The organism is Agrococcus jenensis, assembly GCF_003752465.1.
Taxonomy (GTDB): domain Bacteria; phylum Actinomycetota; class Actinomycetes; order Actinomycetales; family Microbacteriaceae; genus Agrococcus; species Agrococcus jenensis.
In genome coordinates, this window is record NZ_RKHJ01000001.1 from 2,447,099 (window position 1) to 2,473,611 (window position 26,513).

Annotated in this window: 22 protein-coding genes; 6 read left to right on the forward strand and 16 right to left on the reverse strand. The window is 73.0% G+C overall.

Annotated features, from left to right (window positions below; translation table 11 throughout):
- Positions 1-27 precede the first annotated feature (27 nt).
- The 5 genes from EDD26_RS12060 to EDD26_RS12080 are packed head-to-tail and all read right to left on the reverse strand — an operon-like array spanning position 28 to position 6,195.
- Positions 28-1,752 (reverse strand): acetyl/propionyl/methylcrotonyl-CoA carboxylase subunit alpha, encoded by a 1,725-nt coding sequence (locus EDD26_RS12060; protein ID WP_123697935.1) that lies wholly within the window; start codon positions 1,750-1,752, stop codon positions 28-30.
- Positions 1,737-3,332, reverse strand: a complete 1,596-nt coding sequence (locus EDD26_RS12065) for a 5-oxoprolinase subunit B/C family protein (protein WP_245989896.1) — start codon at positions 3,330-3,332, stop codon at positions 1,737-1,739. Before EDD26_RS12065 ends, EDD26_RS12060 begins: the two co-directional genes overlap by 16 nt.
- Before the next feature lie 10 nt (positions 3,333-3,342).
- Positions 3,343-4,146: a putative hydro-lyase gene (locus EDD26_RS12070; protein ID WP_123697937.1), complete on the reverse strand. Its 804-nt coding sequence runs from the start codon at positions 4,144-4,146 to the stop codon at positions 3,343-3,345.
- Entirely contained in the window at positions 4,143-4,910 is a 768-nt protein-coding gene (locus EDD26_RS12075; protein WP_123697938.1) for a LamB/YcsF family protein, read from the reverse strand. The genes EDD26_RS12070 and EDD26_RS12075 overlap by 4 nt, the downstream gene beginning before the upstream one ends.
- A 4-nt stretch (positions 4,911-4,914) precedes the next feature.
- Positions 4,915-6,195, reverse strand: a complete 1,281-nt coding sequence (locus tag EDD26_RS12080) for an NRAMP family divalent metal transporter (RefSeq protein WP_123698580.1) — start codon at positions 6,193-6,195, stop codon at positions 4,915-4,917.
- A 146-nt stretch (positions 6,196-6,341) separates the two neighbouring features.
- Here EDD26_RS12080 and EDD26_RS12085 point away from each other — a divergent pair, with 146 nt between their 5' ends.
- The gene (locus EDD26_RS12085; RefSeq protein WP_123697939.1) at positions 6,342-6,983 is read left to right on the forward strand and encodes a GntR family transcriptional regulator; all 642 of its coding nucleotides are present in this window, start codon (positions 6,342-6,344) and stop codon (positions 6,981-6,983) included.
- A 74-nt stretch (positions 6,984-7,057) separates the two neighbouring features.
- Here the strand turns inward: EDD26_RS12085 and uvrB are convergent, their stop codons facing one another.
- Both uvrB and coaE read right to left on the reverse strand, forming a co-directional pair.
- Positions 7,058-9,109 (reverse strand): excinuclease ABC subunit UvrB, encoded by a 2,052-nt coding sequence (uvrB, locus tag EDD26_RS12090; RefSeq protein ID WP_123697940.1) that lies wholly within the window; start codon positions 9,107-9,109, stop codon positions 7,058-7,060.
- A 9-nt stretch (positions 9,110-9,118) separates the two neighbouring features.
- The gene (coaE, locus tag EDD26_RS12095) at positions 9,119-9,736 is read right to left on the reverse strand and encodes a dephospho-CoA kinase (RefSeq protein ID WP_123697941.1); all 618 of its coding nucleotides are present in this window, start codon (positions 9,734-9,736) and stop codon (positions 9,119-9,121) included.
- Positions 9,737-9,883: 147 nt separating this feature from the next.
- On the opposite strand from coaE, the gene EDD26_RS12100 reads away from it, so the two are divergent.
- Positions 9,884-10,384 carry a S24/S26 family peptidase gene (locus EDD26_RS12100; RefSeq protein ID WP_148058745.1) on the forward strand — a complete coding sequence of 167 codons (501 nt, stop codon included), beginning with the start codon at positions 9,884-9,886 and terminating at the stop codon, positions 10,382-10,384.
- Positions 10,385-10,478: 94 nt separating this feature from the next.
- On the forward strand, positions 10,479-11,324 hold the full coding sequence (locus EDD26_RS12105) for a response regulator transcription factor (RefSeq protein ID WP_123698581.1): 846 nt from the start codon (positions 10,479-10,481) through the stop codon (positions 11,322-11,324).
- On the opposite strand, the gene EDD26_RS12110 is transcribed toward EDD26_RS12105, so the two are convergent.
- Positions 11,306-12,514 (reverse strand): diguanylate cyclase domain-containing protein, encoded by a 1,209-nt coding sequence (locus EDD26_RS12110; protein WP_123697943.1) that lies wholly within the window; start codon positions 12,512-12,514, stop codon positions 11,306-11,308. The genes EDD26_RS12105 and EDD26_RS12110 overlap by 19 nt on opposite strands.
- Complete coding sequence (locus EDD26_RS12115) at positions 12,511-14,133, reverse strand: sensor histidine kinase (protein ID WP_123697944.1); 1,623 nt, start codon at positions 14,131-14,133, stop codon at positions 12,511-12,513. The genes EDD26_RS12110 and EDD26_RS12115 overlap by 4 nt, the downstream gene beginning before the upstream one ends.
- A gap of 97 nt (positions 14,134-14,230) precedes the next feature.
- Here EDD26_RS12115 and EDD26_RS12120 point away from each other — a divergent pair, with 97 nt between their 5' ends.
- Positions 14,231-14,851: a DUF4126 domain-containing protein gene (locus EDD26_RS12120; protein ID WP_211333863.1), complete on the forward strand. Its 621-nt coding sequence runs from the start codon at positions 14,231-14,233 to the stop codon at positions 14,849-14,851.
- Here the strand turns inward: EDD26_RS12120 and EDD26_RS12125 are convergent.
- The 5 genes from EDD26_RS12125 to EDD26_RS12145 form a co-directional block, all read right to left on the reverse strand.
- Positions 14,848-16,248: a serine hydrolase domain-containing protein gene (locus EDD26_RS12125; protein ID WP_123697945.1), complete on the reverse strand. Its 1,401-nt coding sequence runs from the start codon at positions 16,246-16,248 to the stop codon at positions 14,848-14,850. The genes EDD26_RS12120 and EDD26_RS12125 overlap by 4 nt on opposite strands.
- Before the next feature lie 77 nt (positions 16,249-16,325).
- Positions 16,326-17,786, reverse strand: coding sequence for a 30S ribosomal protein S1 (gene rpsA / locus EDD26_RS12130; RefSeq protein WP_123697946.1), 1,461 nt, complete (start codon positions 17,784-17,786; stop codon positions 16,326-16,328).
- Positions 17,787-17,941: 155 nt separating this feature from the next.
- Complete coding sequence (locus EDD26_RS12135; RefSeq protein ID WP_123697947.1) at positions 17,942-18,397, reverse strand: hypothetical protein; 456 nt, start codon at positions 18,395-18,397, stop codon at positions 17,942-17,944.
- On the reverse strand, positions 18,394-20,088 hold the full coding sequence (locus EDD26_RS12140) for a DUF885 domain-containing protein (RefSeq protein ID WP_123697948.1): 1,695 nt from the start codon (positions 20,086-20,088) through the stop codon (positions 18,394-18,396). Before EDD26_RS12140 ends, EDD26_RS12135 begins: the two co-directional genes overlap by 4 nt.
- Positions 20,089-20,118: 30 nt before the next feature.
- Positions 20,119-21,129 (reverse strand): LLM class F420-dependent oxidoreductase, encoded by a 1,011-nt coding sequence (locus EDD26_RS12145; RefSeq protein WP_123697949.1) that lies wholly within the window; start codon positions 21,127-21,129, stop codon positions 20,119-20,121.
- Positions 21,130-21,271: 142 nt separating this feature from the next.
- Here EDD26_RS12145 and EDD26_RS12150 point away from each other — a divergent pair, with 142 nt between their 5' ends.
- A complete protein-coding gene (locus EDD26_RS12150; protein ID WP_148058746.1) occupies positions 21,272-21,871 on the forward strand; it encodes a hypothetical protein in 600 nt (199 codons plus the stop codon).
- Between the two features lie 58 nt (positions 21,872-21,929).
- Here EDD26_RS12150 and polA read toward each other — a convergent pair whose 3' ends face one another.
- On the reverse strand, positions 21,930-24,551 hold the full coding sequence (gene polA / locus EDD26_RS12155) for a DNA polymerase I (RefSeq protein ID WP_123697951.1): 2,622 nt from the start codon (positions 24,549-24,551) through the stop codon (positions 21,930-21,932).
- 149 nt (positions 24,552-24,700) lie between these two features.
- Between polA and EDD26_RS12160 the strand changes: the two genes are divergently transcribed.
- Positions 24,701-25,054, forward strand: a complete 354-nt coding sequence (locus EDD26_RS12160) for a PaaI family thioesterase (protein ID WP_123698583.1) — start codon at positions 24,701-24,703, stop codon at positions 25,052-25,054.
- Positions 25,055-25,317: 263 nt separating this feature from the next.
- On the opposite strand, the gene EDD26_RS12165 is transcribed toward EDD26_RS12160, so the two are convergent.
- Entirely contained in the window at positions 25,318-26,346 is a 1,029-nt protein-coding gene (locus EDD26_RS12165) for a DUF559 domain-containing protein (protein WP_123697952.1), read from the reverse strand.
- Between the last annotated feature and the right edge of the window lie 167 nt (positions 26,347-26,513).

Below are 26,513 nucleotides of genomic sequence, written 5' to 3' on the forward strand. Positions count from 1 at the left end.
ACACGCGGACCCGCGTTCGCCAACGGCTCAGCGGTCGGAGCGGTCGACGACCCGCGCGAGCGGCTCGTCGACCGCGACGCTCGCGCCCTGCGCGACGACGTGCTCGAGCGTGCCGGCGCGGTGGGCGGCGACCCGCGTCTCCATCTTCATCGCGTCGAGCACGACGACCTCCTGGCCCTCGGCGACGGCGGCGCCGTCGTCGACGAGCCAGGTGACGACCGTGCCGGGCACCGGCGACGGCAGCGCCGCGTCGTCGGCGGTCGCCGCGACGGGCGCACCTGGCGCGCCGGCGGCCGCCGCGAGCAGCGCGTCCGGCAGGCCCAGCACGACCCGGCGGCCGTCGACCTCGATCGGCACGCGCCGGAGCGCGGCGCCGGCGGCGGGCGCGGGGCGCAGCTGCGGCTTGAGCCGCGGCATGAGCTCGGCCTCGATCCACTGCGTCGACACGGCGAAGCCGTCGGTCGAGAAGTCGGGCTCGTCGAGCACCGCGCGCGCGAACGGCGCGACGGTCGCGATCCCGGTGACCTCGAGCTCGCCGAGCGCGCGCCGCATGCGGACGAGCGCCGCATCCCGGTCGGCCGCGTGCACGATGAGCTTCGCGGCGAGCGAGTCGAACGCGGCCTCGACCGCGTCGCCCGCCTCGACGCCGGCGTCCCAGCGCACGCCCGGACCCCCGGGCACGCGCAGGGCCGTGATGCGGCCAGGGCTCGGCAGGAAGCCCCTCCCCGGGTCCTCCGCGTTCAGCCGCAGCTCCATCGCGTGCCCCGAGGGCGCGGGCGTCTCGGCGATCGAGGGGCCGTGCCCCTCGGCGATGCGGAGCTGCTCGCGCACGAGGTCGATGCCGGTGACCGCCTCCGTGACGGGGTGCTCGACCTGCAGCCGGGTGTTGACCTCGAGGAACGAGATCGTGCCGTCGGCGCCGAGCAGGAACTCGACCGTGCCAGCGCCGCGGTAGTCGACGGCCGCGCAGATCGCGCGCGACGACTCGTGGATGCGGGCGCGCTGCTCGTCGGTGAGGCCGGGCGCGGGCGCCTCCTCGACGAGCTTCTGGCTGCGACGCTGCAGCGAGCAGTCGCGGTCGCCGACGACCACGACGCCGCCCCGGCCGTCGCCGAGCACCTGCGCCTCGACGTGGCGCGGGCGCTCGAGGAAGCGCTCGATGAAGCACTCGCCGCGCCCGAACGCGGCGACGGCCTCGCGGGTGGCGGAGTCGAACGCGTCCGGCACCTCCTCGATCGTGCGGGCGACCTTGAGCCCGCGGCCGCCGCCGCCGAACGCGGCCTTCACGACCACCGGCAGCCCGTGCTCGCGCGCGAACGCGACGGCCTCGTCGGCGTCGGCGAGCGGCCGGTCGGTGCCCGCCGCGAGCGGTGCGCCCGCCTCCTGCGCGATGCGCCGCGCGGTGACCTTGTCGCCGAGCGCCTCGATGCTCGCCGGGGTGGGGCCGATCCAGGTGAGGCCGGCATCCTCGACGGCGCGCGCGAACGCGGCGCTCTCCGAGAGGAAGCCGTAGCCCGGGTGGACCGCGTCGGCACCGGTCGCGCGCGCGGCCGCGAGCAGCGCATCCGCGCTCAGGTACGTCTCCGCGGCAGTGGTGCCGCCGAGCGCGACCGCCTCGTCGGCGTGCCGCACGTGCATCGCGTCGATGTCCTGGTCGGCGTACACGGCGACGGAGCGGTATCCGCCCTCGGCGCAGGCGCGGGCGATGCGCACGGCGATCTCGCCGCGGTTGGCGATCAGGATCTTGTCCACGACGTCCTCCTGGTGGGGGTCGGCTCCGCGATGCGGAAGCGGATGCGGGCGCCCGGCGGCAGCTGGCCGGCCAGGTCGAGGTCGCGGTCGACGACCGCGCCGATGATGGGATACCCGCCGGTGAGCGGGTGGTCGGGCAGGAAGAGCACCGGCTGCCCGTCGGGCGGCACCTGGATCGCGCCGGTCACGGCGCCCTCGCTGTCGAGCTCGCCCTCCTTGGCTCGCTCGAGCGGCGTCGCCCCGTCGAGCCGCACGCCCACGCGATCGGAGCGGGGCGTCACCGTCCACGGCTGCCCGACGAGCGCGGCGAGCGCAGCCTCGGTGAACCACTCGGTGCGCGGGCCGAGCACGATGCGGAGCTCGACCTCCTCCCCCGCCGTCGGCAGCGGCATGCGCGTCGCCCGGGTGCGCTCGACGGCCCGGATGCCGGCGGCCGGACCGCGCAGCGGCAGCACGTCGCCTGCAGCGAGCGGTGCGGGGCCGAGGTGCGCGAGCGTGTCGGTCGCGAGGCTGCCGAGCACGGGCTCGAGCGCGATGCCGCCGCGCACGGCGACGAGGGAGCGCAGCCCGTCGCGGACGGCGCCGACGCGCAGCTCGTCGCCGTCGTCCACCGCGACGGCGCGGCCCGGCTCGACCGGCTGCGTGCCCGCCTCGCCGTGCACCGCCGCATCGACGAGGGCGCCGGTGAGGGCGACGACCGCCGGGCCGCGGAAGCGGAGGGTCGCGCCGCCGCCGGCGAGCTCGAGCCCCGCCTCGTCGGCGGCGTTCCCGACGGCGCGGTTCGCGTCGCGGAGCGCGCGGCGGTCGGCGGTGCCGGACGCGGCGACGCCCTGCGCCGCGAGCCCCTGCCGTCCGAGGTCCTGCACGAGCAGCTGCAGCCCGGGGCGCACGACCTCGAGGGCGTGGGCAGCGGTGACCGGCTCGCGCGCCGCGGGCGCGGCGGTGACGAGCTCGCGCTCGACGCGCTCGAAGCGCACGGTGGCGCCGGGCGCGAGCAGCGCCGGCTGCGGCCGCGAGAGGTCCCACATCAGTGCATCCGTGCGCCCGATGAGCTGCCAGCCGCCTGGGCTCTCGCGCGGGTAGACGCCCGAGAAGCGGCCGGCGAGCCCGACGGATCCGGCCGGGATGCGCGTGCGCGGCGATGCGCGCCGCGGCACGTCGAACAGCGGGTCGTCGCCCACGAGGTAGCCGAAGCCCGGCGCGTAGCCCGTAAAGGCGACGGTCCACGTCGCCGCCTGGTGCCGGGCGACGATCTCGTCGGCGCCGACGCCGAGCAGCTGCGCGACCTCGGCGAGGTCCTGGCCGTCGTAGCGCACGGGGATCGTCACGGCGTCGCCGCTCGCGGCGCTCCGGGCCGCCGGCTCGACCGCCACGAGCAGCTCGGCGAGGGCGTCGGCGGCGACGAGCGAGGGGTCGAAGCGCACGAGCACCGTGCGCGCTGCAGGGACGAGCTCGGTCACGCCCGGCAGCTCGGCCGCCTGGAGCGCGGGCAGGAGGCGCATCGCCTCGTCGAGGTCGGCCGTCTCGAGCAGGAGTGCGGTGTCGGCGGCCGGCAGCACCCGCCGCGCGTGGGCGGTCACGGGAGCCCCCTCACAGCGCGTACGCCGCATCCGGCACGTCGGTGACGAACATGTGGCCGGGCGCGTGCGTGACCGCGAAGGGCGGCCGCGACGCCATGATCGCGGCCTGCGGGGTCACGCCGCACGCCCAGAACACCGGCACGTCGCCGTCCTGCATGACGGGCGGGTCGCCGAACTCGGGAGCGCTGAGGTCGGCGATGCCGAGCGAGCCGGGATCGCCGATGTGCACCGGTGCGCCGTGGACGGCGGGGAACCTCCCGGAGATCGTGACGGCGTCGGCGACGCGGCTCGCGGGGATCGGCCGCATCGAGACCACGAGCTCCCCGTGCAGCCGGCCGGCCGGCGCGCACGCCGTGCTCGTGCGGTACATCGGCACGTTGCGGTCGTGCTCGCGATGGCGGATGGGGATGCCGTCGTCGACGAGCCCCGCCTCGAACGTGAACGAGCAGCCGATCAGGAAGGCCACGAGGTCCGGGTGCTCCTCCCAGGCGGCCGACGCATCCGTCGTCTCGTCCGCGAGCTCGCCGTCGCGCCACACCCGATAGGCGGGGATGTCGGTGCGCACGTCGCTGCCGGGCGCGAGCCGCGACTCGACCCGTCCCGCCTCGAGCACCTCGAGCACCGGCATCGGCTTCGGGTTGCGCTGCGCGAACAGCAGCGTCTCGAACGCCCAGTCCGCGGGCAAGGCGATGAGGTTGGCCTGCACGAGCCCGTGCGCGACCCCGCTCGTCGGCGCCACGGCTCCCGCCCGGTAGGCGGCACGCGCCTCGCGCGCCTGCGCGAGCTGCGCGGCCGTCGCGGCGGCGGCGCTCATCGGGCCACCGCGAAGGGCGCGATCGCGACGCCGGCGTCCTCGAGCGCAGCGCGCGTGGCCTCGGCCATCGCGATCGCGCCTGCGCTGTCGCCGTGCACGCAGATCGACTCGGCGCGCACCGCGACGTCGCTGCCGTCGACCGCCTCGAGCACGCCCTCCTGCGCGAGCCGCACCATCCTGGCCGCGACGAGGGCCGGATCGTGCAGCACCGAGCCGGGCTCCGTGCGCGAGACGAGCAGCCCCTCCGGGGTGTAGGCGCGGTCGGCGAACGCCTCGGCGGCGGTGCGGAGGCCCGCCCGCTCGGCGACCTCGAGCACGACGCCGCCCGCGAGGCCGAGCAGCACGAGCGACGGGTCGACGGCGCGGATGGCCGCGACGACGTCCTTCGCCTGCCGCTCGTCGCGCGCGATCGTGTTGTAGAGCGCGCCGTGGGGCTTGACGTAGGCCACGCTGCCGTCGACCGCGCCGGCGAGGGCCTGCAGGGCCCCGAGCTGGTACTCGACGTGCGCCTGGAGCGTCGCGGAGTCGACGTCCATCGCGAGCCTCCCGAACCCCTCGTAGTCGCGGTAGCCCGGATGCGCCCCGATCGTCACGCCGTTCGCCACGGCGGCCTCGAGCGTGGCCCGGATCCCCTCGGGGCTGCCGGCGTGGAAGCCGCACGACACGTTCGCGCTCGTCACCACCCGCAGCATCGCCTCGTCGTCGCCGACGATGCGGTCGGGCACGTTCTCGCCGAGGTCGGAGTTCAGGTCGATCGTGCTCATGCGGTCAGGCTCCCACGCCGAGCAGGGCGAAGATCGGCCCGATCGAGACGGCGCCCATGTAGAGGCTCAGCAGCGTCGCGAGCGTGCCGACGATGAGCAGCCAGCGCGGGTAGCGGTAGCCGCCCAGCACGTCGTGCTGGCGGAACCAGCCGATGTACATGAAGATCGCGAGGCCGATCGGCAGGATCAGGCCGTTGAAGCCGCCGACGAAGACGAGCAGCGCCGCAGGGGCGGTGCCGATGAAGGCGTAGACGGCGAGCGACACGAGGATGAACGCGACGGTGGCCAGCTGCAGCGGCCAGCCGCCCGCGAGCCGCTTCGCGAAGACCGACAGGAAGGTCGCCGACGTGTAGGCGGCGCCGATGACCGACGTGATCGCCGCGGCCCAGAAGATGAAGCCGAAGATGCGGATGCCCGCGTCGCCGAGCACGACCCCGAACGCCTGCGCCGCGGGGTTCGCCGCCTGGCCGGAGATGTCGAGCGCCACGCCCGAGGCGACGACGCCCAGGATCGCCAGGAACAGCACGTAGCGCATAATGCCGGTGACGAGGATGCCCTGCATCGACGCGCGGTGCACGCCCTTGACGTGGTCGGGGCCGACGAGGCCGGACTCGAGGTAGCGGTGCGCGCCGGCGTAGGTGATGTAGCCGCCCACCGTGCCGCCGACGATCGTGGTGATGCTCGCGAAGTTGAGCGTGTCGGGCAGGAACGTCTGGCGGAGCGCGTCGCCGACCGGCGGCTGCGACGCGATCGCCACGAACACCGTCATGAGGATCATCGCGACGCCGAGCACCATGACCACGATGTCGACGGCGCGGCCGGCCTTCTTGAACAGGAAGATGCCGATCGCGAGGAGGCCCGTGAGCAGGCCGCCGAGCTTCGGGTCGATGCCGAGCAGGGCGTTGAGGCCGAGGCCGCCGCCCGCGATGTTGCCGATGTTGAAGGCGAGGCCGCCGATGACGATGAGCACGGCGAGGACGTGGCCCGAGTACGGCACGGCGTCGTTCGCGAGGTCACCCGCGCGCTTGCCCGAGACGGTGATCATGCGCCAGATGTTCATCTGCACGGCGAAGTCGATGAGCACCGAGATGAGGATCGCGAACGCGAACGCGGCGCCGAGCGACGCCGTGAAGGTCGCGGTCTGGGTGATGAAGCCAGGCCCGATCGCAGAGGTCGCCATGAGGAAGATGGCGCCGAGGATCGGTCCCCTGCGGCTCTTGGCGAACGCCTTCGCCTTCGCGGCCGCGTCGGGCTCGGACTCGGTGGTGTGCTGTGCGTCGGGCATCGCCGTCCCCATCTCCATCGGTGGGCTCCGGTGCGCGGGCCGCGCGACCTGGAGTCCCATCACTGTAGAGCAGAATCGCATTGATTGTTGAACAATGTGGGTCGGCCGTGTTTCGGTCGTGTTGCGCCCGGCCCTACGCTCGGAGCATGACCGAGCCCTCGACGACGCTGGCGGATGCCCTGCGCGAGCAGATCATCGCCGGCGAGTTCGCGCCCGGCGAGCGGTTGTCGGAGACCGCGGTCGCCGCGCGGCTCGACGTCTCGCGCAACACCCTCCGCGAGGCCTTCCGCGTGCTCGCGCAGCACGGGCTCGTCGAGCACGTGCCGCATCGCGGCGTCTCGGTCGCCTCGCCGAGCACGGCCGACGTCGTCGACATCTACCGCGCGCGCCGGCTCCTCGAGTGCGGCGTGCTGCGTGGTGCCTCCGCCCTGCACCCGAGCGTCGCCGACATGCGAGCCGCGCTCGAGCGCGCCGAGGCGGCGCTCGAGCTGGGCGACTGGGCGACCGTGGGCACGGCGAACATGGCCTTCCACCGCGCCCTCATGGCCCTCTCCGACAGCCCTCGGCTCGAGCGCTCCCACGGGCACCTCGCGGCCGAGCTGCGGCTCGCATTCCTCGCCATCGACGACCCGGAGTCGCTGCACCGCCCGTTCGTCGCGCGCAACCGCGCCGTGCTCGAGGCGCTCGTCGGCGACGGCCCGGAGGCAGCCGCGGACGAGCTCGAGCACTACCTCACGGAGTCCGAGCGGCGCGTGCTGGGCGCCTACGCGCGGATGGGCCGCGCGTAGCCTGCTAGCTCGCCTCCTCGGCCCGGGACGGGCCTCGGCGTCAGGCCAGGCGGGGGCCCGAAAGGGCCCCCGCTCTAACTGGCCTGACGCATCTGCCGGAGGTCTCGCTTGAGGTCGTGCAGCTCGTCGCGGATGCGCGCCGCGAGCTCGAACTTCAGCTCGCCCGCCGCCTCGGTCATCTGCGCCGACAGGTCGGCGATGATCGACTCGAGCTGCGTCGGCCCGTCCATCGCCGAGCGGTCGCGGGCGAGCCGGGGCGTCGGGGCGCCGCGGCGAGTGCCCTGCAGCAGGTCGTCGGTGTCGGCCTGCTCGCGGTTGAGCACGTCGGTGATGTCGGCGATGCGGCGGCGGAGCGGCGTCGGGTCGATGCCGTGCTCGAGGTTGTACGCGACCTGGACCGCTCGGCGCCGGTCGGTCTCGTCGATCGCCAGCCGCATCGAGTCGGTGATCCGGTCGGCGTACATGTGCACCTCGCCCGAGACGTTGCGGGCCGCGCGGCCGATCGTCTGGATGAGCGACGTCGAGGAGCGCAGGAAGCCCTCCTTGTCGGCGTCGAGGATCGACACGAGCGACACCTCGGGCAGGTCGAGGCCCTCGCGCAGCAGGTTGATGCCGACGAGCACGTCGAACAGCCCCTGCCGCAGCTGCGTCAGCAGCTCGACGCGGCGGAGCGTGTCGACGTCGGAGTGCAGGTAGCGCACCCGCACGCCCGCCTCGGTGAAGTACTCCGTCAGCTCCTCGGCCATCTTCTTGGTCAGCGTCGTCACGAGCACGCGCTCGTCGCGCTCCGCGCGCACCCGGATCTCCTCGAGCAGGTCGTCGATCTGCCCCTTCGTCGGCTTCACGACGAGCTTCGGGTCGACGAGCCCGGTCGGGCGGATGATCTGCTCGACCACCGTGTCGGCGAGCCCCATCTCGTACTTGCCCGGCGTCGCCGAGAGGTAGACCTTCTGCGGCGTCCGCTCGAGGAACTCGTCGAACTTCAGCGGTCGGTTGTCGAGCGCGCTCGGCAGCCGGAAGCCGTGCTCGACGAGCGATCGCTTGCGGCTCGCGTCGCCCTCGTACATCGCGCCGATCTGCGGCACGGTGACGTGCGACTCGTCGATGACGACGAGGAAGTCGTCGGCGAAGTAGTCGAGCAGGCAGTGCGGCGGCTCCCCCGCCTCCCGCCCGTCGATGTGGCGCGAGTAGTTCTCGATGCCGGAGCAGAAGCCGATCTGCTCCATCATCTCGAGGTCGAAGGTGGTGCGCATGCGCAGCCGCTGCGCCTCGAGCAGCCGGCTCTCGCGCTCGAGCACCTTGAGCCGCTCGTCGAGCTCGTCGCGGATGCGGTCCATCGCCTTCTGCATGCGCTCGTTGCCCGCCACGTAGTGGCTGCCGGGGAAGATCGAGACCGACTCGTGCGTCTCGATGATCTCGCCGGTGAGCGGGTGCAGCGTCGACAGCGCCTCGATCTCGTCGCCGAAGAGCTCGATGCGGATCGCGTGCTCCTCGTACATCGGGATGATCTCGATCGTGTCGCCGCGCACGCGGAACGTGCCGCGCGTGAACGCCACGTCGTTGCGCTGGTACTGCATCGCGACGAAGCGGCGGAGCAGCGCCTGGCGGTCGATCCGCATGCCGACCTGCAGCGCGACCATCGCCTCGAGGTACTCCTCGGGGGTGCCGAGGCCGTAGATGCACGAGACGGTCGAGACGACGATGACGTCTCGGCGCGAGAGCAGCGCGTTCGTCGCCGAGTGCCGCAGCCGCTCGACCTCGGCGTTGAGCGACGAGTCCTTCTCGATGAAGGTGTCGGTCTGCGGGATGTACGCCTCGGGCTGGTAGTAGTCGTAGTACGAGACGAAGTACTCGACCGCGTTGTTCGGGAGCAGCTCGCGGAACTCGTTCGCGAGCTGCGCGGCGAGCGTCTTGTTGTGCGCGAGCACGAGCGTCGGCCGCTGCACCTGCTCGACGAGCCAGGCGGTCGTCGCGCTCTTGCCCGTGCCGGTCGCGCCCAGCAGCACCACGTCGGTCTCACCGCGGCCGAGCGCCTCGGTCAGCTCGCGGATCGCCTTCGGCTGGTCGCCAGAGGGGGTGTACTCGCTGATGACCTCGAACGGCCGGACGGCACGGGTCGGTTCCATGGGTCCAGCCTACGAGCGCCCACCCACACGGCCGCTCGAGAGCCGCTCCCACAGCGCGTCCGCCTGCGCGAGCGTCGCCGAGAGCTCGCCGTCGGTCTCGATGACGACGTCGGCGATCGCGAGCCTGCGCTCGTCGCTCGCCTGCGACGCCACGCGTGCGCGGGCATCCTGCTCGGTCATGCCCCGCAGCTCGACGAGCCGACGCACGCGCACGTCCTCGGGCGCGTGCGCGACGACCACGAGGTCCCACGGGTCGTCGGGACGCGCCTCGACGAGCAGCGGCACGTCGTAGACCACGACCGCGCCCGGGTCCGCCGCGAGGGCCGCGGCGAACCGGCGGCCGGACTCGGCGGAGACCGCGGGATGCACGATCGCGTTGAGGCGGCGACGGGCGCGGTCGTCGGCGAACACGACGGCGCCGAGCGCCGCGCGGTCGAGCGAGCCGTCGGGCAGCAGCAGGTGGTCGCCGAACTCGGCCGCGATCGCGCGCAGCACGGGCATGCCCGGCTGCTGCAGCTCGCGCACCACCGCGTCGGCGTCGATGACGACGGCGCCGCGCTCCGCGAGGCGGGCGGAGATCGTGGACTTGCCGGACGCGATGCCGCCGGTGAGCGCGACGAGGGGCATGCCGACGAGTCTTGCACGGCAGGTCCTGAGCGAGTCCCGCGCGCCCCTTGGGCGAGCGGTCCCGGCGCGCTGAGCCGCCGGTCATAGCCTCGCCGCAGCGCACCGATTCCGGAGCGCGCGCCGATGGAGGGAGGGCACGTGGTCGCCATGCGACGCTTCGCCATCGCCCTCCTCCTGCTGAGCGGCATCGCCGCCGGCGTGACCGCCACCCTCTGGGGCGCGGCCCTCGCGGGCGTCGCGCACACCTCGGTGATCGGCTCCGACGCGATGCGGCCGGCCTTCCTGACCGGCGACCTCGTCATCTCGACGCCCGTCGCGACGGACGGGCTGCGCGCGGGCGACGTGATCAGCCTGCCCACCGAGGGCGCGCCGCAGCTCGTCACCGAGCGCGTGCTCGAGATCGTCCGGCTGCCCGACGGGCAGTGGTCGATCCTCGCCCGCACGGACGCGGGCCCGGGCATCGCCGCGGAGCACATCGTCGGCGCCCAGGTGTGGGAGCCGACGCTCCGGGTGCCGGTCGTTGGGGGTGCCGCGAGGGCCGTGCTCGAGCCGCGCCTCGGGCTGCCGCTGCTCTCGGCGTTCGCCCTGCTGGTCGTCGCGGCGCTGCTCTGGGGAGCCCCGCGGGCACGGTCGACGCGCGCCGCGTGAGGCCCGCCCGGGCGCGCATGCGCTCGACGCCGCCAGACGACGGTACGATCTCCCCCAATGCGCCGTGTCACGCGGTGGGGAACGTGGGGTTGTGATGCACGAGGACGTCGCGGTCGTCATCGAGGATGGCGAGGACATCCGGGAGCTGCTGGCGCAGGTCCTGACGCAGGGCGGCTTCGCCGTGCACACGGCATCCGACGGCGCGACCGGCGTGGAGCTCGTCCGGGAGCACGACCCCATCGTGGTGACGGTCGACGTCAACATGCCGGGCATCGACGGCTTCGAGACCGCTCGCCAGATCCGCAGCATCAGCACCGCGTACCTCGTGATGATCACGGCGCGCGGTGACGAGATCGACACGCTCGTCGGCCTGCAGACCGGCGCCGACGACTACATCGTCAAGCCGTTCCGGCCGCGCGAGCTCCGCGCGAGGATCGAGGCCATGATGCGCCGGCCGCGCTCGCTCGCCTCCTCGCACCCCTCTGCCGCGCACCAGCAGGCCGCCGTGCCGGCATCCGCGTCCGAGCCCGTCTCGCTCGCCACCGCGCCGGTCAGCACGGCGGCCCCCGGCATGACGACCCCCGGCTCGACGCCGTGGCTCGACGAGGACTCCGACGCCGCCCCGCTCGAGCACCGCGGTCTGCGGCTCGAGCCGGGAGCCCGCGTCGTCGAGCTCGAGGGCGCCGAGGTCGAGCTGACGCGCAGCGAGTTCGACATCCTGCGGATGCTGCTGGGCTCCGGCAGGCGCGTGGTCAGCAAGCTGCAGCTCGCCGGCATGCTCCGCGGCGAGCGCGGCGAGCCCGACCACTACCTGAGCGAGCACGACGCGCGCGCCATCGAGGTGCACGTCGCCAACCTGCGCCGCAAGCTGGGCGAGTCGCCCTCCGAGCCGCGCTGGATCGAGACCGTGCGCGGAGTGGGCTACCGCCGCACGGCCTGATCGCCGCGCGCGGCGCTGTCGGCGTCGTCGTCCTCGCCGGCGACCACCACGGTCACGTCGTCGCTCGCGATCGCGCGGCGCGCCGCAGCACGCGCGGCGTCGAGCAGCGTCTCGCGGTCGTACCCGCTCGTGCTCGTCACGCTGAGCCCCATGCCGATGGGCGGGATCACGGGCACGCCGGCCGTGCGCAGCTGGTCGAGCATCGCGCGGTGCATGCGCGCCGCGAGCTGCCGCGCCTCGGCGGGCGACTTGGGCTGGAACGCGAGCAGCAGCTTGCCCTCGTCGTCGGTGCCCATCGCCGCCGTCGTCGGCGACAGCCGCCGCACGGCCGCCCTCGCCGCCTGGCGCACGTGCTCCGCCTCGTCGGCGCCGAAGGCCGTCGAGATGCGCGACAGGGCGTCGATCTTCACCACGAGCACCGCGAAGAGCTCCGCCCGGCGATTGGCGCGCATGAGCCGTCCGCCGAGCACGCGCACGAACGACGGCTCGAGCAGCACCCCGTCGGGCGCGATCGCCATGAGCGTGGAGTCCTCGGTGCCGCGGAGCCGCACCTGCTCGGCGCGCAGCACCGAGGTGAGCACGACCACGATCACGATGAGCGACATCGTGACGATCCCGACCAGGCTGTTCGAGAGCCAGGTCTGGAAGACCGGGTGCTCGGTGCCGAGCGCGAGCGCCGTGAGGCTCCGCGTGAGCTGGAAGGCGGCGGCGAGCCCGAGCGTCACGCTCAGGCCGAGCGCCGTGCGGGTGCGTCGCATCGCGCCGCGCGTCGCCTCCGAGGCCGTCAGCGCCGAGAACAGCGCGTTCGCGCCGAACACGAGGGGCGACGCCGACCAGCCCTCGGTCGGGGTCTCGAGCAGCACCATGACGACGGTCGCGACCGAGGCGGCGATCACCGCCACCGCCGACCGTCGCAGGCGGTGCCCGTTGAACACGCGGCATCCGAGCCACAGCAGTCCGAGCGCGGCGACCCACGCCGCGTTGCCGATCGCGACGAGCCACCACGCGTCGGTGCTGACCGCGCGCACGATGTAGGCCTCCGTCGCGATCATGCCGCCGATGAAGCCCAGCGCCCACACCCGGCCGGCGCGGTCGTCCTTGCGCAGCATCGTCTCGAGCACGAACACGCCGCCGGCGACGTGCATCACGACGGCGGTGAGGAACTGGATCGTGGGGACGTCGAGGGTCATGCTGCGGCTCCTCGCCGGATGAGCGGCAGCCGGACGACGAACGTCGCCCCGCCGCCGGGCTCGCTCTGGACGGTGATCTCGCCGCCGTGCGCGCGCACGAGATCGCGGCTGATGGCGAGCCCGAGCCCGTTGCCGGGCGCCATGTTGCCCGCCTGGGCGGCGCGGTAGCGGCGCTCGAAGAGCCGCGGCAGCGACTCCTCGGCGATGCCTGGCCCGTCGTCGCGCACGACGAGCCAGGCGTGCTTGTCGTCGGAGGTGACGCCGACCTCGATGAGGCCGTCGCCCGTGTGGTAGTTGACCGCGTTGCCGACGAGGTTGTCGACGACCTGGCGGATGCGGATCGGATCGATGTCGGCCTCGACCGACTCGATCCCGGTCGTGTCGATGCGGATGTTGCGCGCCGCCGCGCGCGGCTCCATCGCCTCGGCGGACGCCTGCACGACGCGCGCGATGTCCTCGCGCACGAGCCGGACGTCGAACCGCCCGGGGCCGTCGCCGGTCGCTGCGAGCACGTCGCCGATGATGACGAGCAGTCGGGAGGCGTTGCGCTCGGCGATCTCGAGGCTGCGGCGGGCGTGGGGGCCCACGTCGCCGCCGTCGAGCGCGAGGTCGAGGTGGCCGAGCACGCTCGTCAGCGGCGTGCGCAGCTCGTGCGAGACGGAGGCGACGAGCTCGTCGCGCATCTGGCCGGCGAGCTGCTCGGCGGTGACGTCGCGCGTGATGAGGATCGCCCCGACGTCGGCGCCGTCGACGTCGACGAGCCGGCGGACCGTCGACTGCAGCGCACGGCGGCTGTCGCCGGGAGGCCCCTGCCAGCAGAGCACGTTCTCGAACACCTCGCCGCGCCGGGCTCGCGCCGCGGGCGACTGGCCGGGCTCGACGGGCGTCACGCCGTCGGCGTCGTACAGCTCCGCCGTGTCGTCGAACGCGTTGAGGCGCAGGTGGGCGTCGTTCTCGACGGAGACCGAGCCGTCGGCGCCGATGCGCACGACGCCGAAGTCGACGGCGTCGAGCACCTCGCTCACGGCATCCTCCTGGCGCCTCGCGCGCTCCACCGCGTGGTCGAGGTAGGTCGCCTGCTCGTCGAGCAGCGTGCGCTGCGCCGCCGCGCGCCGGGCGGCGACGAAGGCGACGATCGATCCGGCGGTGAGCACGAGCGGCCCGAGGTACGTGTGCACCGGGTCGACCTCCTGCTCGAGCATGATGCTCGCGGCCCAGAACAGCAGCGACGAGCCGCCCGCGCCGACGACGAGGCCGCGCCAGCCGCCGACGGTCGCCAGCCACGTCGCGGGCACCATCCACAGCAGCCACAGCTCGGAGTCGGGGTCGCCGATCTGCAGCAGGAAGATGGCGAGCAGGTCGCCGGTCGGCACGACGCCGACCCAGATCGGGTGCACGCGGTTCCACGGCACCACGAGGGCCAGCACCGTGAGGGCGAACAGCAGCAGCATGCCCACGAAGAGCACGTCGCCCGCGGCGAGCTCGCCCACGACGACGACGAGCCCGCAGGCGACGAGGCACGCCGCGGCGAGCAGCAGCTGGTTGACAGCGGTGACGCGCTCTCGAGTGCGGTCTGGGCGCACCGCGTCGGTGCGACTCACCGTCACGGCCGCGTCCATGGGACGACGGTACCGCGCGCGGCGTTCGCGGCGCACGCTCGGCACGCGCGGCTACGATCGCGGCAGGCGGCCGCAGCGGCCGCGGACGGGAGGCGTCGTGCTGGAGTTCCTGACAGGCTCGGGCCTCGCCGCGGCCGCGGGCATGAACGCGTACATCCCGCTGCTGGTCGTCGGCCTCGCGAACCGCTTCTTCCCGGATGCCATGCAGCTGCCGGACGGCTGGGCGTGGCTGTCGAACGGCTGGGTGCTCGGCATCGTCGCGGTGCTGCTCGTGGTCGAGGTGGTGGCCGACAAGATCCCCGCCGTCGACAGCGTCAACGACGTGCTGCAGTCGATCGTGCGACCGACCGCTGGTGGCCTCGCCTTCGGCTCGTCGTCGACGGCCTCCACCGTCGCCGTCACCGATCCGGCCGCCTTCTTCGCCTCGAACCAGTGGGTGCCGATCGTGGTCGGCGCGGTGATAGCGCTCGGCGTGCACACGGCGAAGTCGCTCACGCGGCCGGCCGCGAACGTCGCGACCGCGGGCACGGCGGCGCCGGTGGTCTCGACGATCGAGGACGTCGGCGCGATCGGCCTCTCGCTGCTCGCGATCGTGGCACCGGTGCTCGTGCTCGTCGCCCTCGCGCTGCTCGGCCTGCTGGGCTGGTCGCTCTGGCGACGGGCGAGGCGCCGCGGCTCGGACCTCCGAGCGGCGACCGAGCGGCCGGCGGAACCCTAGGCGGGCCGGGCCGCCGAGGCCCCGCCCTCGGCCGTCGCGTCCGCGGGCACGGGTGCGACGGCATCCATGCGCCACGCGCCGCGCCAGCGGACCACGCGCCCGTCGTCGTCGCGCTCGGCGATCGCGTGCTCGTGGCCCGAGCCCATGCCCGTGGCGGCCGCGATGCGGACGCGGTCGTCGCCCTCGGGCGTGAGCACGTCCACCGCCTGCAGCGGGTCCGGCGCCGTGGGCGCGATCGCGAGCAGCCGGCCGCCGAGCTCCACGACGTCGACGCGGCCCCAGATGCTCGCGTAGGCGCCCTCGAACGAGCGGGCGAGGTCGAGGTCGCGGACATCGGTCGAGGACGCATCGAGCGCCGTGCCGACGATGCGCGCGATGCCGACCGCCAGCTCCTCGGCGGGTGCGTCGATCGCGTTCGTCAGCACGGTCACGACCACGTCGCGCTCGGCGTCCACGAGCGTGCGCGTCGCCTGCCCTGTCCAGGCACCGCCATGGCCCGCCCACGTGCGGCCGTCGATCGTGCGCAGCATCATGCCGAGGCCGTAGCCGGCGCTGCCGCCGTCGCGCGCCGTGGTCGTCCAGAGCTGCTGCCGCATCCGCCGCCGGCTCGCGGCGTCCAGCAGCCGGTCGTCGCCGTCCGCGACCGTGCGGAGCAGGTCGGTGAGCTCCGCAGCCGTCGCCACGGCGCCCGTCGCGGCGGCCAGCGCGCCGGTCGAGGGGCTGCCGAGCACGACCCGGCCCTCGTGCGAGTGCAGCGCGGAGTGGCCTGCCACGAGCGGGCCGCTGCCGGTGCCGAGGTCGGCGCTCGTGGCGCCGAGCCCGAGCGGCTCGACGAGCAGCGCCTCGATCGCGTCGGCGTACGAGCGGCCGGTGACGGCCTCGATCACGAGCCCGAGCAGCCCGAAGCCGATGTTCGAGTACTTGAACTCGGTGGATGCAGGCACGCGCGAGACGCCGGCGCGGGCGATGCCGAGCAGGCGGTCGGCGTCGGGGAAGTCGTCCTCGAGGTGCCAGAAGGCGACGTCGTCGCCGTCGCGGACGGCGCCGCCGCCGTGCGACAGCAGCTCGCGCAGCAGCAGCGCGCCGGCGTCGGTGCCGCGGAGCGCGGTCACGTGCAGCTGCGCCTCGTCGTCGAGCCGCAGCCTGCCGTCGTCGACGAGCCGCATCGTGGCGATCGCGGCGAGGGCCTTCGAGTGCGAGGCGATGCGGAACCGGTGCGCGGGCGTGAGCGCCTCCCCCGTCGACGCGTCGGCGACGCCGTGCGCGCGCTCCAGCACGAGCTCGCCGTCGATCCGCACCGCGACCTGCACGCCGGGGATCCGCAGCCGCCACCGGCGGTAGGCGAGCCAGCGGTCCGCGTAGTCGAGGGCGTGCGGGAGCGACGGATACGCAGGCATGCTCCGATCCTGCCATGCCCCCGCCAACGCGAAGCGGGCCGCACCCGGAGGTGCGGCCCGCAGGCGTGGTGCGGTGCTTACTCGGCGGAGCCGGTGAGCTTCTCGCGGAGGGCGGCGAGGGCCTCGTCGTCGGCGAGCGTGCCGGCGCCGGACTCCTCGGAGGAGCCGCCGAACGACGATGCGCCCGAGGGCACGTCGTTCGAGTGCACGTCGGCGTCGCGGGCCGCGGCGACCTGCGCCTTGTGCGCCTCCCAGCGCGTCTGCGCTGCGGCGTACTCGGCCTCCCAGGCCTCGCGCTGCTCGTCGAAGCCTTCCTTCCACTCGTTCGTCTCGGGGTCGAAGCCCTCCGGGAACTTGTAGTTGCCCTGCTCGTCGTACTCGGCGAGCATGCCGTAGAGCGCGGGGTCGAAGTCGGTGCCGTCGGGGTCGACGCCCTCGTTCGCCTGCTTGAGCGAGAGCGAGATGCGGCGGCGCTCGAGGTCGATGTCGATGATCTTGACGAAGACCTCGTCGTTGACCGCGACGACCTGGTCAGCCGTCTCGACGTGCTTCGACGACAGCTCCGAGATGTGCACGAGGCCCTCGATGCCGTCCGCGACGCGGACGAACGCACCGAACGTGACGAGCTTCGTGACCTTGCCCGGCGCGACCTGGCCGATGGCGTGGGTGCGCGCGAAGATCTGCCACGGGTCCTCCTGCGTCGCCTTGAGCGACAGCGAGACGCGCTCGCGGTCGAGCTCGACCGTGAGGATCTCGACGGTGACCTCCTGGCCGACCTCGACGACCTCCGACGCGTGCTCGATGTGCTTCCACGAGAGCTCGGAGACGTGCACGAGGCCGTCCACGCCGCCCAGGTCGACGAACGCACCGAAGTTGACGATCGACGAGACGACGCCCTTGCGGACCTGGCCCTTCTGGAGCGACTGGAGGAACTGGCCGCGCGAGGCCGACTGGGTCTCCTCGAGCAGCGCACGGCGCGAGAGCACGACGTTGTTGCGGTTCTTGTCGAGCTCGAGGATCTTCGCCTCGATCTCCTGGCCGAGGTACGGCGTGAGGTCGCGGACGCGGCGCAGCTCGATGAGCGAGGCCGGCAGGAAGCCGCGGAGGCCGATGTCGACGATGAGACCGCCCTTGACCACCTCGATGACCGTGCCGGTGACGACGCCGTCCTCGTCCTTGATGCGCTCGACGTCGCCCCAGGCGCGCTCGTACTGCGCGCGCTTCTTGGAGAGGATCAGACGACCCTCCTTGTCCTCCTTCTGGAGGACGAGCGCCTCGACGGTGTCGCCGACCTCGACGACCTCCGTCGGGTCGACGTCGTGCTTGATGGAGAGCTCGCGCGAGGGGATGACGCCCTCGGTCTTGTAGCCGACGTCGAGAAGGACCTCATCGCGGTCGATCTTGACGACGGTGCCCTCGATGAGGTCGCCGTCGTTGAAGAACTTCAGGGTCTTCTCAACGGCGGCCATGAAGTCATCGGCCGAGCCGATGTCGTTCACAGCGACCTGCTTGGGAGCCGTGGTCGTTGCAGTGGTCATAGAGTTCAAGGTGCCTTGTTGGTGGTCTCGGGCCGATGGGCATGCGGATGCCCATCCAGCGCTTCGGATTGGGGTCGTCACCACACGAGTGACCCGGCAACTCTACACGGCGTTCGCACAGGTCGACAAGCGAGGCCCCGGCTCGCCGGGACGCGTCAGTCGTGCGCGAGCGCCGAGCGCACCATCATCGTGCCGAGCGGCTCGGCGCACGAGCCCTCCGCGAGCGTGCGATCGAACAGGTCCCGGTCGGCGAGCGACCGGATGGCGGCGTCGCGATCCGCCGTCGCGGCCTCGACGAGCCCGGGGGCGCAGCTCGCGCGCCAGCGGGCGAGCGCCGCCTCGGTCTCGGCCTCCAGCGCGTCGAGCGCCTCGTGCCACGCGTCCACGCTCGCCTCGTGCTCGCGCTCGGCCGCGCGGCGTCGCCAGAGGCCGACGCGCGGTGCCGGTCCCGGCTCCTCGGCGCGGAGCCGCAGCGATTCGGCGTGGGCGCGGTCGCAGACCCCGATCGGCTCGCCGGCGTGGGCGCCGAGCGCCGCACGCTCGAGCAGCGCGAGCTGGTCGAAGTGCTCGACCGGCTCGCGCATGCCCGAGGCGACCTCGAGCGCCGTCACGCCCCGCGGAGCACGGCACCGCGCAGCGTGTCGAGGCCGACACCGCCGATGTTCAGCACGCGCGAGTGGAACGACTTCAGGTCGAACGCGTCGCCCTCCGCCTCCTTCGCCGCATCGCGGATCTGCTCGAAGATGCGCTGGCCGATCTTGTAGGACGGCGCCTGCCCCGGCCAGCCGAAGTAGCGGTTCACCTCGAAGCGCACGAACGGCTCGTTCATGTTCACGTTCGACTTCATGAACTCGAACGCGTAGTCGAAGTCCCACTCCCCCGTGCCGTCGAGGCGCGGCTTGCCGAGGTGCACGCCGATGTCGAGCACGACGCGTGCCGCGCGCATCCGCTGGCCGTCGAGCATGCCGAGTCGGTCGGCCGGGTCGTCGAGGTAGCCGAGCGACTGCATGAGGCGCTCGGCGTACAGCGCCCAGCCCTCCGCGTGCCCCGACGTGCCGGCGAACGCGCGCCGCCAGAGGTTGAGCTGCCCGCGGTTGTAGGTCGCCTGCGCGATCTGCAGGTGGTGGCCCGGGACGCCCTCGTGGTAGACGGTCGTCAGCTCGCGCCAGGTGTCGAACTCGGTGACGCCCTCGGGCACCGACCACCACATGCGGCCGGGACGCGAGAAGTCGTCGGCCGGGCCGGTGTAGTAGATGCCGCCGGTCTGCGTCGGCGCGATCATGCACTCGAGGGCGCGGATCGGCTCGGCGATGTCGAAGTGCGTGCGGCCGAGCTCCTCGATCGCGCGGTCGCTCGTCTCCTGCATCCAGGCCTTGAGGGCGTCGGTGCCGTGCAGCTTGCGGCTCGCGTCGCCGTCGAGGTGGGCGATGGCCTCCTGCACCGTGGCGCCGGGCTTGATCTCGCGGGCGATCGCCTCCTGCTCGTCGCGCATCCGCTCGAGCTCCTCGATGCCCCACGCGTAGGTCTCGTCGAGGTCGACGTCGGCGCCGAGGAAGCGGCGCGACATGAGCGAGTAGAACTCGCGGCCGACGGCGTCGACCGGGTTCGCGGAGGCGGCGAGCTCGCCGCGCAGGAAGGTGGCGAGCCGGTCGTGGGCCTCGGTGGCGACGGCGGCCGCGTCGGCGAGGTCGCCCCGCAGCGACTCGGGCAGCTCGGCGTCGCCCGCCTTGGCCGACTGGGCGAGCTCGTGGAAGAAGCCCGTGCCCGGCTGGTAGTCGGCGAACTGCTCGAGCACGTTCTCGATCTGGCGGCCGGCGGGCGTGCTGCCGGTCGCGATGCCGTTGCGCAGCGACGCGATGTAGCCGTCGATCGCGGCAGGCACGTTGCGCATGCGCTCGGCGACCGTCGCCCAGTCGTCCTCGGTGCCGGTCGGCATGAGGTCGAAGATGTCGCGGATGCCCGTGGCGGGGCTGGCCAGGTTGTTGAGGTCGCGGTCGCCCCAGCCGGAGGCCTCGACGTCGAGGTCGAGCTGCAGCTCGCGCGACAGGTCGGTCTTCGTGACCCAGTCGATGTCGTCGGCGGGCTCGACCGCCGCGAGGCTCGCGAGCGTCTCGCTCGCGAGGGCGGCGCCGGCGGCGCGCCCCTCCGGGGAGTAGTCGCCGAAGCCGGCCTTGTCGCCCTCGAGGCCGACGTAGACGTTGATCTCGGGGTTGAGGGCCGCCGCGCGGTGGACGTAGTCCTCGGCGATGCGGTCGATGTCGGTCTGCGGGCGCGAGGGGGCGCCGACGTTCGCGTCAGTCATGGCGACAGCCTAGGGGCGCGGGGGCCGGATCTACGCGAGCGCGGCCATCACGTCGCGCTCGAACAGCTCGATGCCGTCCTGCTCGAACGCGACCTCCGGCATGTAGGCGATGAGCGTGCCGAGCCCCGCCTCGCGCAGCGCGCCGACGTGGTCGACGACCTGCTGCGGCGTGCCGACGACGGCGCCGCGCGTCGAGAAGCCGGTGCCGGCGTGCTCGGCCGGCATCGCCGAGTCGGCCCGGGCGTTCACCTCGTCGACCACGCGGCGGGCCTCCGCCTCCGTCTCGCGCACGACGATGTTGAGGTTCGAGGTCAGCCGCACCTCCGCCGGGTCGCGGCCCTCCTTGTCGAGGTGGCCGAGCAGCACGTCGCGCTTGCGCGCGAACTGCTCCGGGCTGCCGCCGAAGTTCGTGGCGTCCGCCCACTTCGCCGCGTAGCGCAGCGTGCGCTGCTCGCCGCCGCCCGCGATCCAGGTGGGGATGCGGGGGCGGCCGTCGCGGCCGCGCTGCAGCGGCTGCGGCCGGCAGATCGCGCCGTCGACCGTGAACGTCTGCGACTCGATCGTCGCCTCGCCCTCCGCCCAGAGCCGCTGGATGATCTGCACGCCGTCGCGGAGCGCCGAGATGCGGTCGCCGACGCCGGGGAAGCCGTAGCCGTAGGCGCGCCACTCGTGCTCGTACCAGCCGGCGCCGATGCCGAACTCGAGCCGGCCGCCCGAGATGAGGTCGACGGTCGCGGCGATCTTCGCGAGCAGCGCGGGGTTGCGGTAGCCCATGCACGTGCACATCTGGCCGAGCCGCACGCGCGACGTGCTCGCGGCGAGCGCGGCCATGAGCGTCCACGCCTCGTGCGTCGCCTCATCCGTCGGCTGCGGCGTCGTGTGGAAGTGGTCGTAGACCCAGATGGAGTCCCATGCGCCGGCGTCGGCGCGCTGGGCGACGTCGAGCATCCGCCCCCACTGCTCTGCGGGGTCGATGCCGACGAGGTCGAGGCGCCAGCCCTGCGGGACGAAGAGGCCGAATCGGAGTGCGTCTGCGGTCATCCCGCCAGCCTAGGCCGAGCGGCGCTCGCGTTCGCCGTGATGCTCGGCGGACGATGCCCGCGACGCCCCGTTGACCGCCGCAGCCCGCGGGAGGACGATGGCGCCGAGCCGCGCCCGACGCGCGGCGGTCGCGGAGGGCGACATGCGGGATGCGACGGAGATGGCGGTGCTCCGCCGACCGGCGGGTGCGACGGAGCCGCTGACCGCGGCGGCGATCGGCGCGCTGCTCGGGCTCACGTGGGCAGCCGCGCTCCGCGCCTACATGGTCACGATCGCGGGCCCCGGCTCGTCGTTCACGTGGTGGACGCTCGCCGCCATCCTGCTGCCGGGCGCGATCGCGGGCGCGTGCATCGGCGTCGCGCACGCGCGCCGCGCGCGCGGGCGCGCGTGGCTGCTCGGCCTCGCCCCGTTCGCGTTCACCGCGCTGACGATGCTGGAGCCGGGCGCGCTCACCGCGCTCGTGACGACCGGGATCGGCGGGGGCGCGATCGCCGTGCCGGCCGCGCTCGTGCTGGGCGGGTTCGGTCTCGGGACGATCGGCCCGCGCGCGGCGCGCATCCCGTGCCTCGTGCTGGCGCTGCTCCTCGCCGCCGGCTTCGCCGCCGCGGTGCCGCTCGCCGGTGGCCCTGCTGTTGCCGCGACGACGGCGCGGGGCGCGTGGGCGATCCTGCTGGCCGCGGGACTGCTGCTGACCGGGATGCTGGGCACCGCGCTCGCGTTCCGGCGCGACCGGCGCGCCTGACGCAGGAGGCGTCCGAGCGCCGCGGCGCGCTTGCGGCGGGGCCCAGTGCGCGAGGGGCTCAGTGCGCGGCGGCGTCCCAGTTCGGGCCGACGCCGACCTGCACCTCGAGCGGCACCGACAGGTCGGCGGCGCCGCCCATCTCGGCGCGCACGATCGCCTCGAGGGCCTCGCGCTCCCCTGTCGCCACCTCGAACACGAGCTCGTCGTGCACCTGCAGGAGCATGCGCGAGCCGAGGCCCTCGTCGAGGATGCGGCGGTCGATCGCGATCATCGCCCGCTTGATGATGTCGGCCGCGGAGCCCTGGATCGGCGAGTTGAGTGCCTGCCGCTCGGCGTTCTCGCGCAGCACGCGGTTCGACGACGTGAGGTCGGGGAACGGCCGGCGGCGGCCGAAGATGGTCGTCGTGTAGCCGTCGTCCTTCGCCTGCATGACGACGCCACGCAGGTAGTCACGGATGCCGCCGAAGCGCTGGAAGTAGTCGAGCATGAGCTGCTTCGCCTCGGCCTGCGTGATGCGCAGCTGCTTCGAGAGGCCGAACGCGCTCAGCCCGTAGGCGAGCCCGTAGCTCATCGCCTTGACCTTCACGCGCTGGAGCGCCGTGACCTCGCTCGGGTCGACGCCGAAGATGCGCGAGCCGACGAAGCGGTGCAGGTCCTCGCCCGAGAGGAACGCCTCGATGAGGCCCTCGTCGCCTGAGAGGTGCGCCATGATGCGCATCTCGATCTGCGAGTAGTCGGCGGTCAGCATCGTCTCGAACGCGGGCCCGTGCACGAACGCGGAGCGGATCTCGCGGCTCACCTCGGTGCGCACCGGGATGTTCTGCAGGTTCGGGTCGTTCGACGAGAGACGGCCCGACGCGGAGCCGGTCTGGTCGTAGCGGGTGCGGATGCGCCCGTCGTCGTGGATCGCCTTGAGCAGCGACTCGATGATCTGCGCGAGCTTCGTCGTCTCGCGGTGCTGCAGCAGCAGCCCGAGGAACGGATGCGGGTTCGTCTCCTGCAGGTCGGCGAGCGACTGCGCGTCGGTCGAGTAGCCCGTCTTCGTCGCGCGCGTCTTCGGCATGTCGAGCTCCTCGAAGAGCACGCTCTGCAGCTGCTTGGGGCTGCCGAGGTTCACCTCGCGCCCGATCACGCCGTACGCGGCCTCGGCGTGGCGGGCCGCCTGCTCGCGCATCTGGTCGAGGATGCGCTGCAGCACGTCGCGGTCCATGTGCACGCCCTGCTGCTCCATGCGGATGAGCGCGGGCATGAGCGGCAGCTCGATGTCGTCGAGCACGCCGAGCGTGCCGGGGTCGAGCCGCGGCCGCTGGGCGCGGGCGAGCTCACCGGTGAGCCACGCGACCGTGCCGAGCTCCTCGGGCTCGATCTCGGGGACGAGCTGGTTCGGGTCGGGCGCCGGCAGCGTCGCGCCGAGCAGCGCCTCGGTCTGCCAGTCGAGCTCGAAGGTCTTCGGGGGCGCGGTCGGCGTCTGCAGCCACGCGGCGACGCGCGTGTCGTGGGCTGCGCCGCCGAGCGCGAGGCCGGCGCGCTCGAGCGCCTTCTTCGACGCCTTGACGTCGTGGAGCGCCTTCGGTGCGTCCGACGCGAGCCAGGTGGCGAATCCGTCGTAGTCGCCGGTGCCCGCCTTGTAGGGCACGTACGCGCTCGCGCCCTCGGTCGCGACGCCGAAGCCGGCGATGCCGCCGACGCCGTCGTGGGCGATCGAGACGGCGACCGTGCCCTTCGCGCGCGAGAGCCACAGGTCGAGCTCCTCGTCGACGAGCTTCTGCACGGCGGGCGCCTGCACCTCCGGCTCGAGGGCGGCGACGGCCTCGCCGCTGCCCTCCTGCTTGAGCACGCGGTCGAGCAGCGTGCGGAACTGCAGGCGCTGGAAGACCTCGCGCAGCTTCGCCTCGTCGACCTGCCCGCGCGTGAGCTCGTCGGGCGTCACGCCGAGGTCGACGTCGGTGAGCAGCTTGTTGAGCCTGCGGTTGCGCTCGGCGCGCTCGCGCTGCTCGCGCAGGTTGTTGCCAACCACGCCCTTGATCTCGTCGGCATGGGCGAGCAGGTTCTCGACGGTGCCGTACTGCGTGATCCACTTGACGGCCGTCTTCTCGCCGACCTTGTCGATGCCGGTGAGGTTGTCGCTCGTCTCGCCGACGAGCGCGGCGATCTCGGGGTACTGCTCGGGCTCGATGCCATAGCGCTCGCGCACCGTCTCTGGCGTGTAGTGCTTGAGCTCGGAGACGCCGCGCACCGACGGGTAGAGCAGCGTGACGTCGTCGTTGACGAGCTGGATGGTGTCGCGGTCGCCGGAGACGACGAAGACGTCCATCCCCGCCTTGCGTCCCTCGACCGAGAGCGTCGCGAGGATGTCGTCGGCCTCGTAGTCCTCCTTCGAGATGGTGCGCACGCCCATCGCGTGCAGCGCCTCCTCGAGCAGCGGCACCTGGCCCTTGAACTCCTTCGGCGTCTCGTCGCGGGTGCCCTTGTACTCCGCGTACTCGCGGGTGCGGAACGAGAAGCGCGAGATGTCGAACGCGACCGCGAGGTGCGTCGGCTTGTGGTCCTGCAGCAGCTTGAGGAGCATCGACAGGAACCCGTGGATGGCGTTGGTGTGCTGCCCCTCCGAGTTGACGAAGTTCTCGAGCGGCAGGGCGAAGAACGCCCGGAACGCGAGGGAATGGCCATCGATGACCATGAGGGTAGGCTTCGTGTCCGACACGGTGGCCAGCCTAGCCGCCGCATCCGACACCACCTCCGGGAGCCCACGTGACCCAGCTCGACGCCCAGACGCAAGCGGTGCTCGATGCCCAGGGCGAGGTGCCCGGCGGCGAGCTCTCGGCGCGGATGGGCATCGAGTTCGTGAAGCTCTCGGCCGAGCACTCGATCGCGCGGATGCCGGTCGACGGCAACCGGCAGCCGGCCGGCTTCGTGCACGGCGGCGCGTACTGCGTCATCGCCGAGAGCCTCGGCTCGATCAGCGCGAACATCCACGCCGGCGAGGGCGGCTACGCCGTGGGCGTCGACATCAACGCGACCCACACGCGCTCGATCACGAGCGGCTGGGTCAACGCGGAGTGCAAGGCGGTCCACCTCGGGCGCTCGATGACCGTGCACGAGATCGTCTGCACCGACGACGACGGCAACCGCGCGTCGACCCTCCGCATCACGAACTTCATCAAGCGCCACCCGAGCGCGTAGCCCCTCCTTCCCGCACGAGCGGTCACTCCCGAACGTGAGTGGTCACTCCCGGATCTGAGCGGTCAATCCGGAGCCTGAGTGGTCACTCCCGAGCGCGAGCGGTCAATCCGGAGCCTGAGCGGTCACTCCGGAGCCTGAGCGGTCAATCCGGAGCCTGAGCGGTCAATCCGGAGCCTGAGTGGCCACTCCGGAGCCACAGCGGTCACTGCCGAGCGCGAGAGGCCGTGACCTCACCCGTCCGTACGCGGCCTGAGGGAGATCGCTCAAGCAGCGCTCCAGGAGGAGTAGCGCTCGTACGCGGCCACGATCCCCCGCAGGAGCTGCTGTCCGCCGTCGAGCAGATCGTCCTTCGTGACCACGATGATGTGCCAGCCCAACGCCCGCAGCTTCTGACGGCGGATGCGGTCGCGCTCCTGCTGGGCAGGATCCGTGTGATGCTCGCCGTCGTACTCCACGGCCAGCTTCAGGCGGGGCCAGCTGAGGTCGAGTCGCGCGACGAACATGCCCGTCGCGTCGAACACCTCATGCTGGAGCACCGGCGCGGGCAGCGCGCCGATGATCAGGAGGCGCAGCAGGGATTCCCGCGGCGATTCCGCCCCGACGCAGACGAGCGCCAGCGCTCGCCGAGCCAGGTGGAGCCCACGGGCTCCCTCGTAGCGCCGCAGCGCATCCGTCAAGTCTTGGACCGTGAGCGGATCACGCCGCTTCGTCGACACCAGCCAGTCCCCGACCGCGACCAGCTCCTCGAGGCTCAGCATGGTGGCCAGGTGCACGAACGTGTCGGCTCTCGCTTCCACCCGCAGCCCGTCGACCTCCTCCACCGCAGACTTGAGGCGGTGGCCGACGACGCCGGGCCGTCGCATGCGGGAGCCGCCAGTCGGAGACGCGAGGTGGACTCTGGCCTCCCTCTCGAACCGCGACGGCAGCGGCATGCCATGGATGCGTGCAGCGGTCGTGTGGCAGAAGAAGCTGTCCTGCCGCGCGAGCACGCGAACTGCCTCGAGCAGCGCTCGCGCCTCGTCGCCGACGGCCGCGGTGATGCGGGCGCCGCGGGCCGGTCTCGTGAACGCCATCGAGCGCAGCTCTGCTGCGGTGTATCCCCGCTCCAGGCCTTGCCGGATCGTGAAGCCGTGCGGACTCTCCATGCGGAGGATGATGCCTGCAGCGCTGCAGCCCGGCGGGCCACTGCCGTCCCGGCTGTGGAGAGACGCGGTGCTCAGCGGATGCCCACGCAGCCCGCTGATGACCGCTCGGGCGATCGCAAGCCGCTCGCGCACGGTGACGACCCTCACCGGCGAGCGTCACCACTCGCAGGCGGGGCTGACCGCTCACGGGAGGCGTGACCACTCATGCGCGGGGATGACCACTCACGCGCGGGGATGACCACCCACGCGCGGGCATGACCACTCACGCGCGGGAATGACCACTCACGCGCGGGAATGACCACTCACGCGCGGGA

Excerpts from the sequence above, each read along its gene's own strand:
- EDD26_RS12125 (WP_123697945.1), bottom strand. The coding sequence starts at position 16,248 with ATGCCTGCGTATCCGTCGCTCCCGCACGCCCTCGACTACGCGGACCGC.
- EDD26_RS12150 (WP_148058746.1), top strand. The coding sequence starts at position 21,272 with ATGCGGGATGCGACGGAGATGGCGGTGCTCCGCCGACCGGCGGGTGCG.
- EDD26_RS12105 (WP_123698581.1), top strand. The coding sequence starts at position 10,479 with ATGCACGAGGACGTCGCGGTCGTCATCGAGGATGGCGAGGACATCCGG.
- EDD26_RS12160 (WP_123698583.1), top strand. The coding sequence starts at position 24,701 with ATGGGCATCGAGTTCGTGAAGCTCTCGGCCGAGCACTCGATCGCGCGG.
- EDD26_RS12075 (WP_123697938.1), bottom strand. The coding sequence starts at position 4,910 with ATGAGCACGATCGACCTGAACTCCGACCTCGGCGAGAACGTGCCCGAC.
- coaE (WP_123697941.1), bottom strand. The coding sequence starts at position 9,736 with ATGCCCCTCGTCGCGCTCACCGGCGGCATCGCGTCCGGCAAGTCCACG.
- EDD26_RS12070 (WP_123697937.1), bottom strand. The coding sequence starts at position 4,146 with ATGAGCGCCGCCGCCGCGACGGCCGCGCAGCTCGCGCAGGCGCGCGAG.
- rpsA (WP_123697946.1), bottom strand. The coding sequence starts at position 17,786 with ATGACCACTGCAACGACCACGGCTCCCAAGCAGGTCGCTGTGAACGAC.
- EDD26_RS12145 (WP_123697949.1), bottom strand. The coding sequence starts at position 21,129 with ATGACCGCAGACGCACTCCGATTCGGCCTCTTCGTCCCGCAGGGCTGG.
- polA (WP_123697951.1), bottom strand. The coding sequence starts at position 24,551 with ATGGTCATCGATGGCCATTCCCTCGCGTTCCGGGCGTTCTTCGCCCTG.
- uvrB (WP_123697940.1), bottom strand. The coding sequence starts at position 9,109 with ATGGAACCGACCCGTGCCGTCCGGCCGTTCGAGGTCATCAGCGAGTAC.
- EDD26_RS12140 (WP_123697948.1), bottom strand. The coding sequence starts at position 20,088 with ATGACTGACGCGAACGTCGGCGCCCCCTCGCGCCCGCAGACCGACATC.
- EDD26_RS12110 (WP_123697943.1), bottom strand. The coding sequence starts at position 12,514 with ATGACCCTCGACGTCCCCACGATCCAGTTCCTCACCGCCGTCGTGATG.
- EDD26_RS12080 (WP_123698580.1), bottom strand. The coding sequence starts at position 6,195 with ATGCCCGACGCACAGCACACCACCGAGTCCGAGCCCGACGCGGCCGCG.
- EDD26_RS12085 (WP_123697939.1), top strand. The coding sequence starts at position 6,342 with ATGACCGAGCCCTCGACGACGCTGGCGGATGCCCTGCGCGAGCAGATC.
- EDD26_RS12115 (WP_123697944.1), bottom strand. The coding sequence starts at position 14,133 with ATGGACGCGGCCGTGACGGTGAGTCGCACCGACGCGGTGCGCCCAGAC.
- EDD26_RS12100 (WP_148058745.1), top strand. The coding sequence starts at position 9,884 with ATGCGACGCTTCGCCATCGCCCTCCTCCTGCTGAGCGGCATCGCCGCC.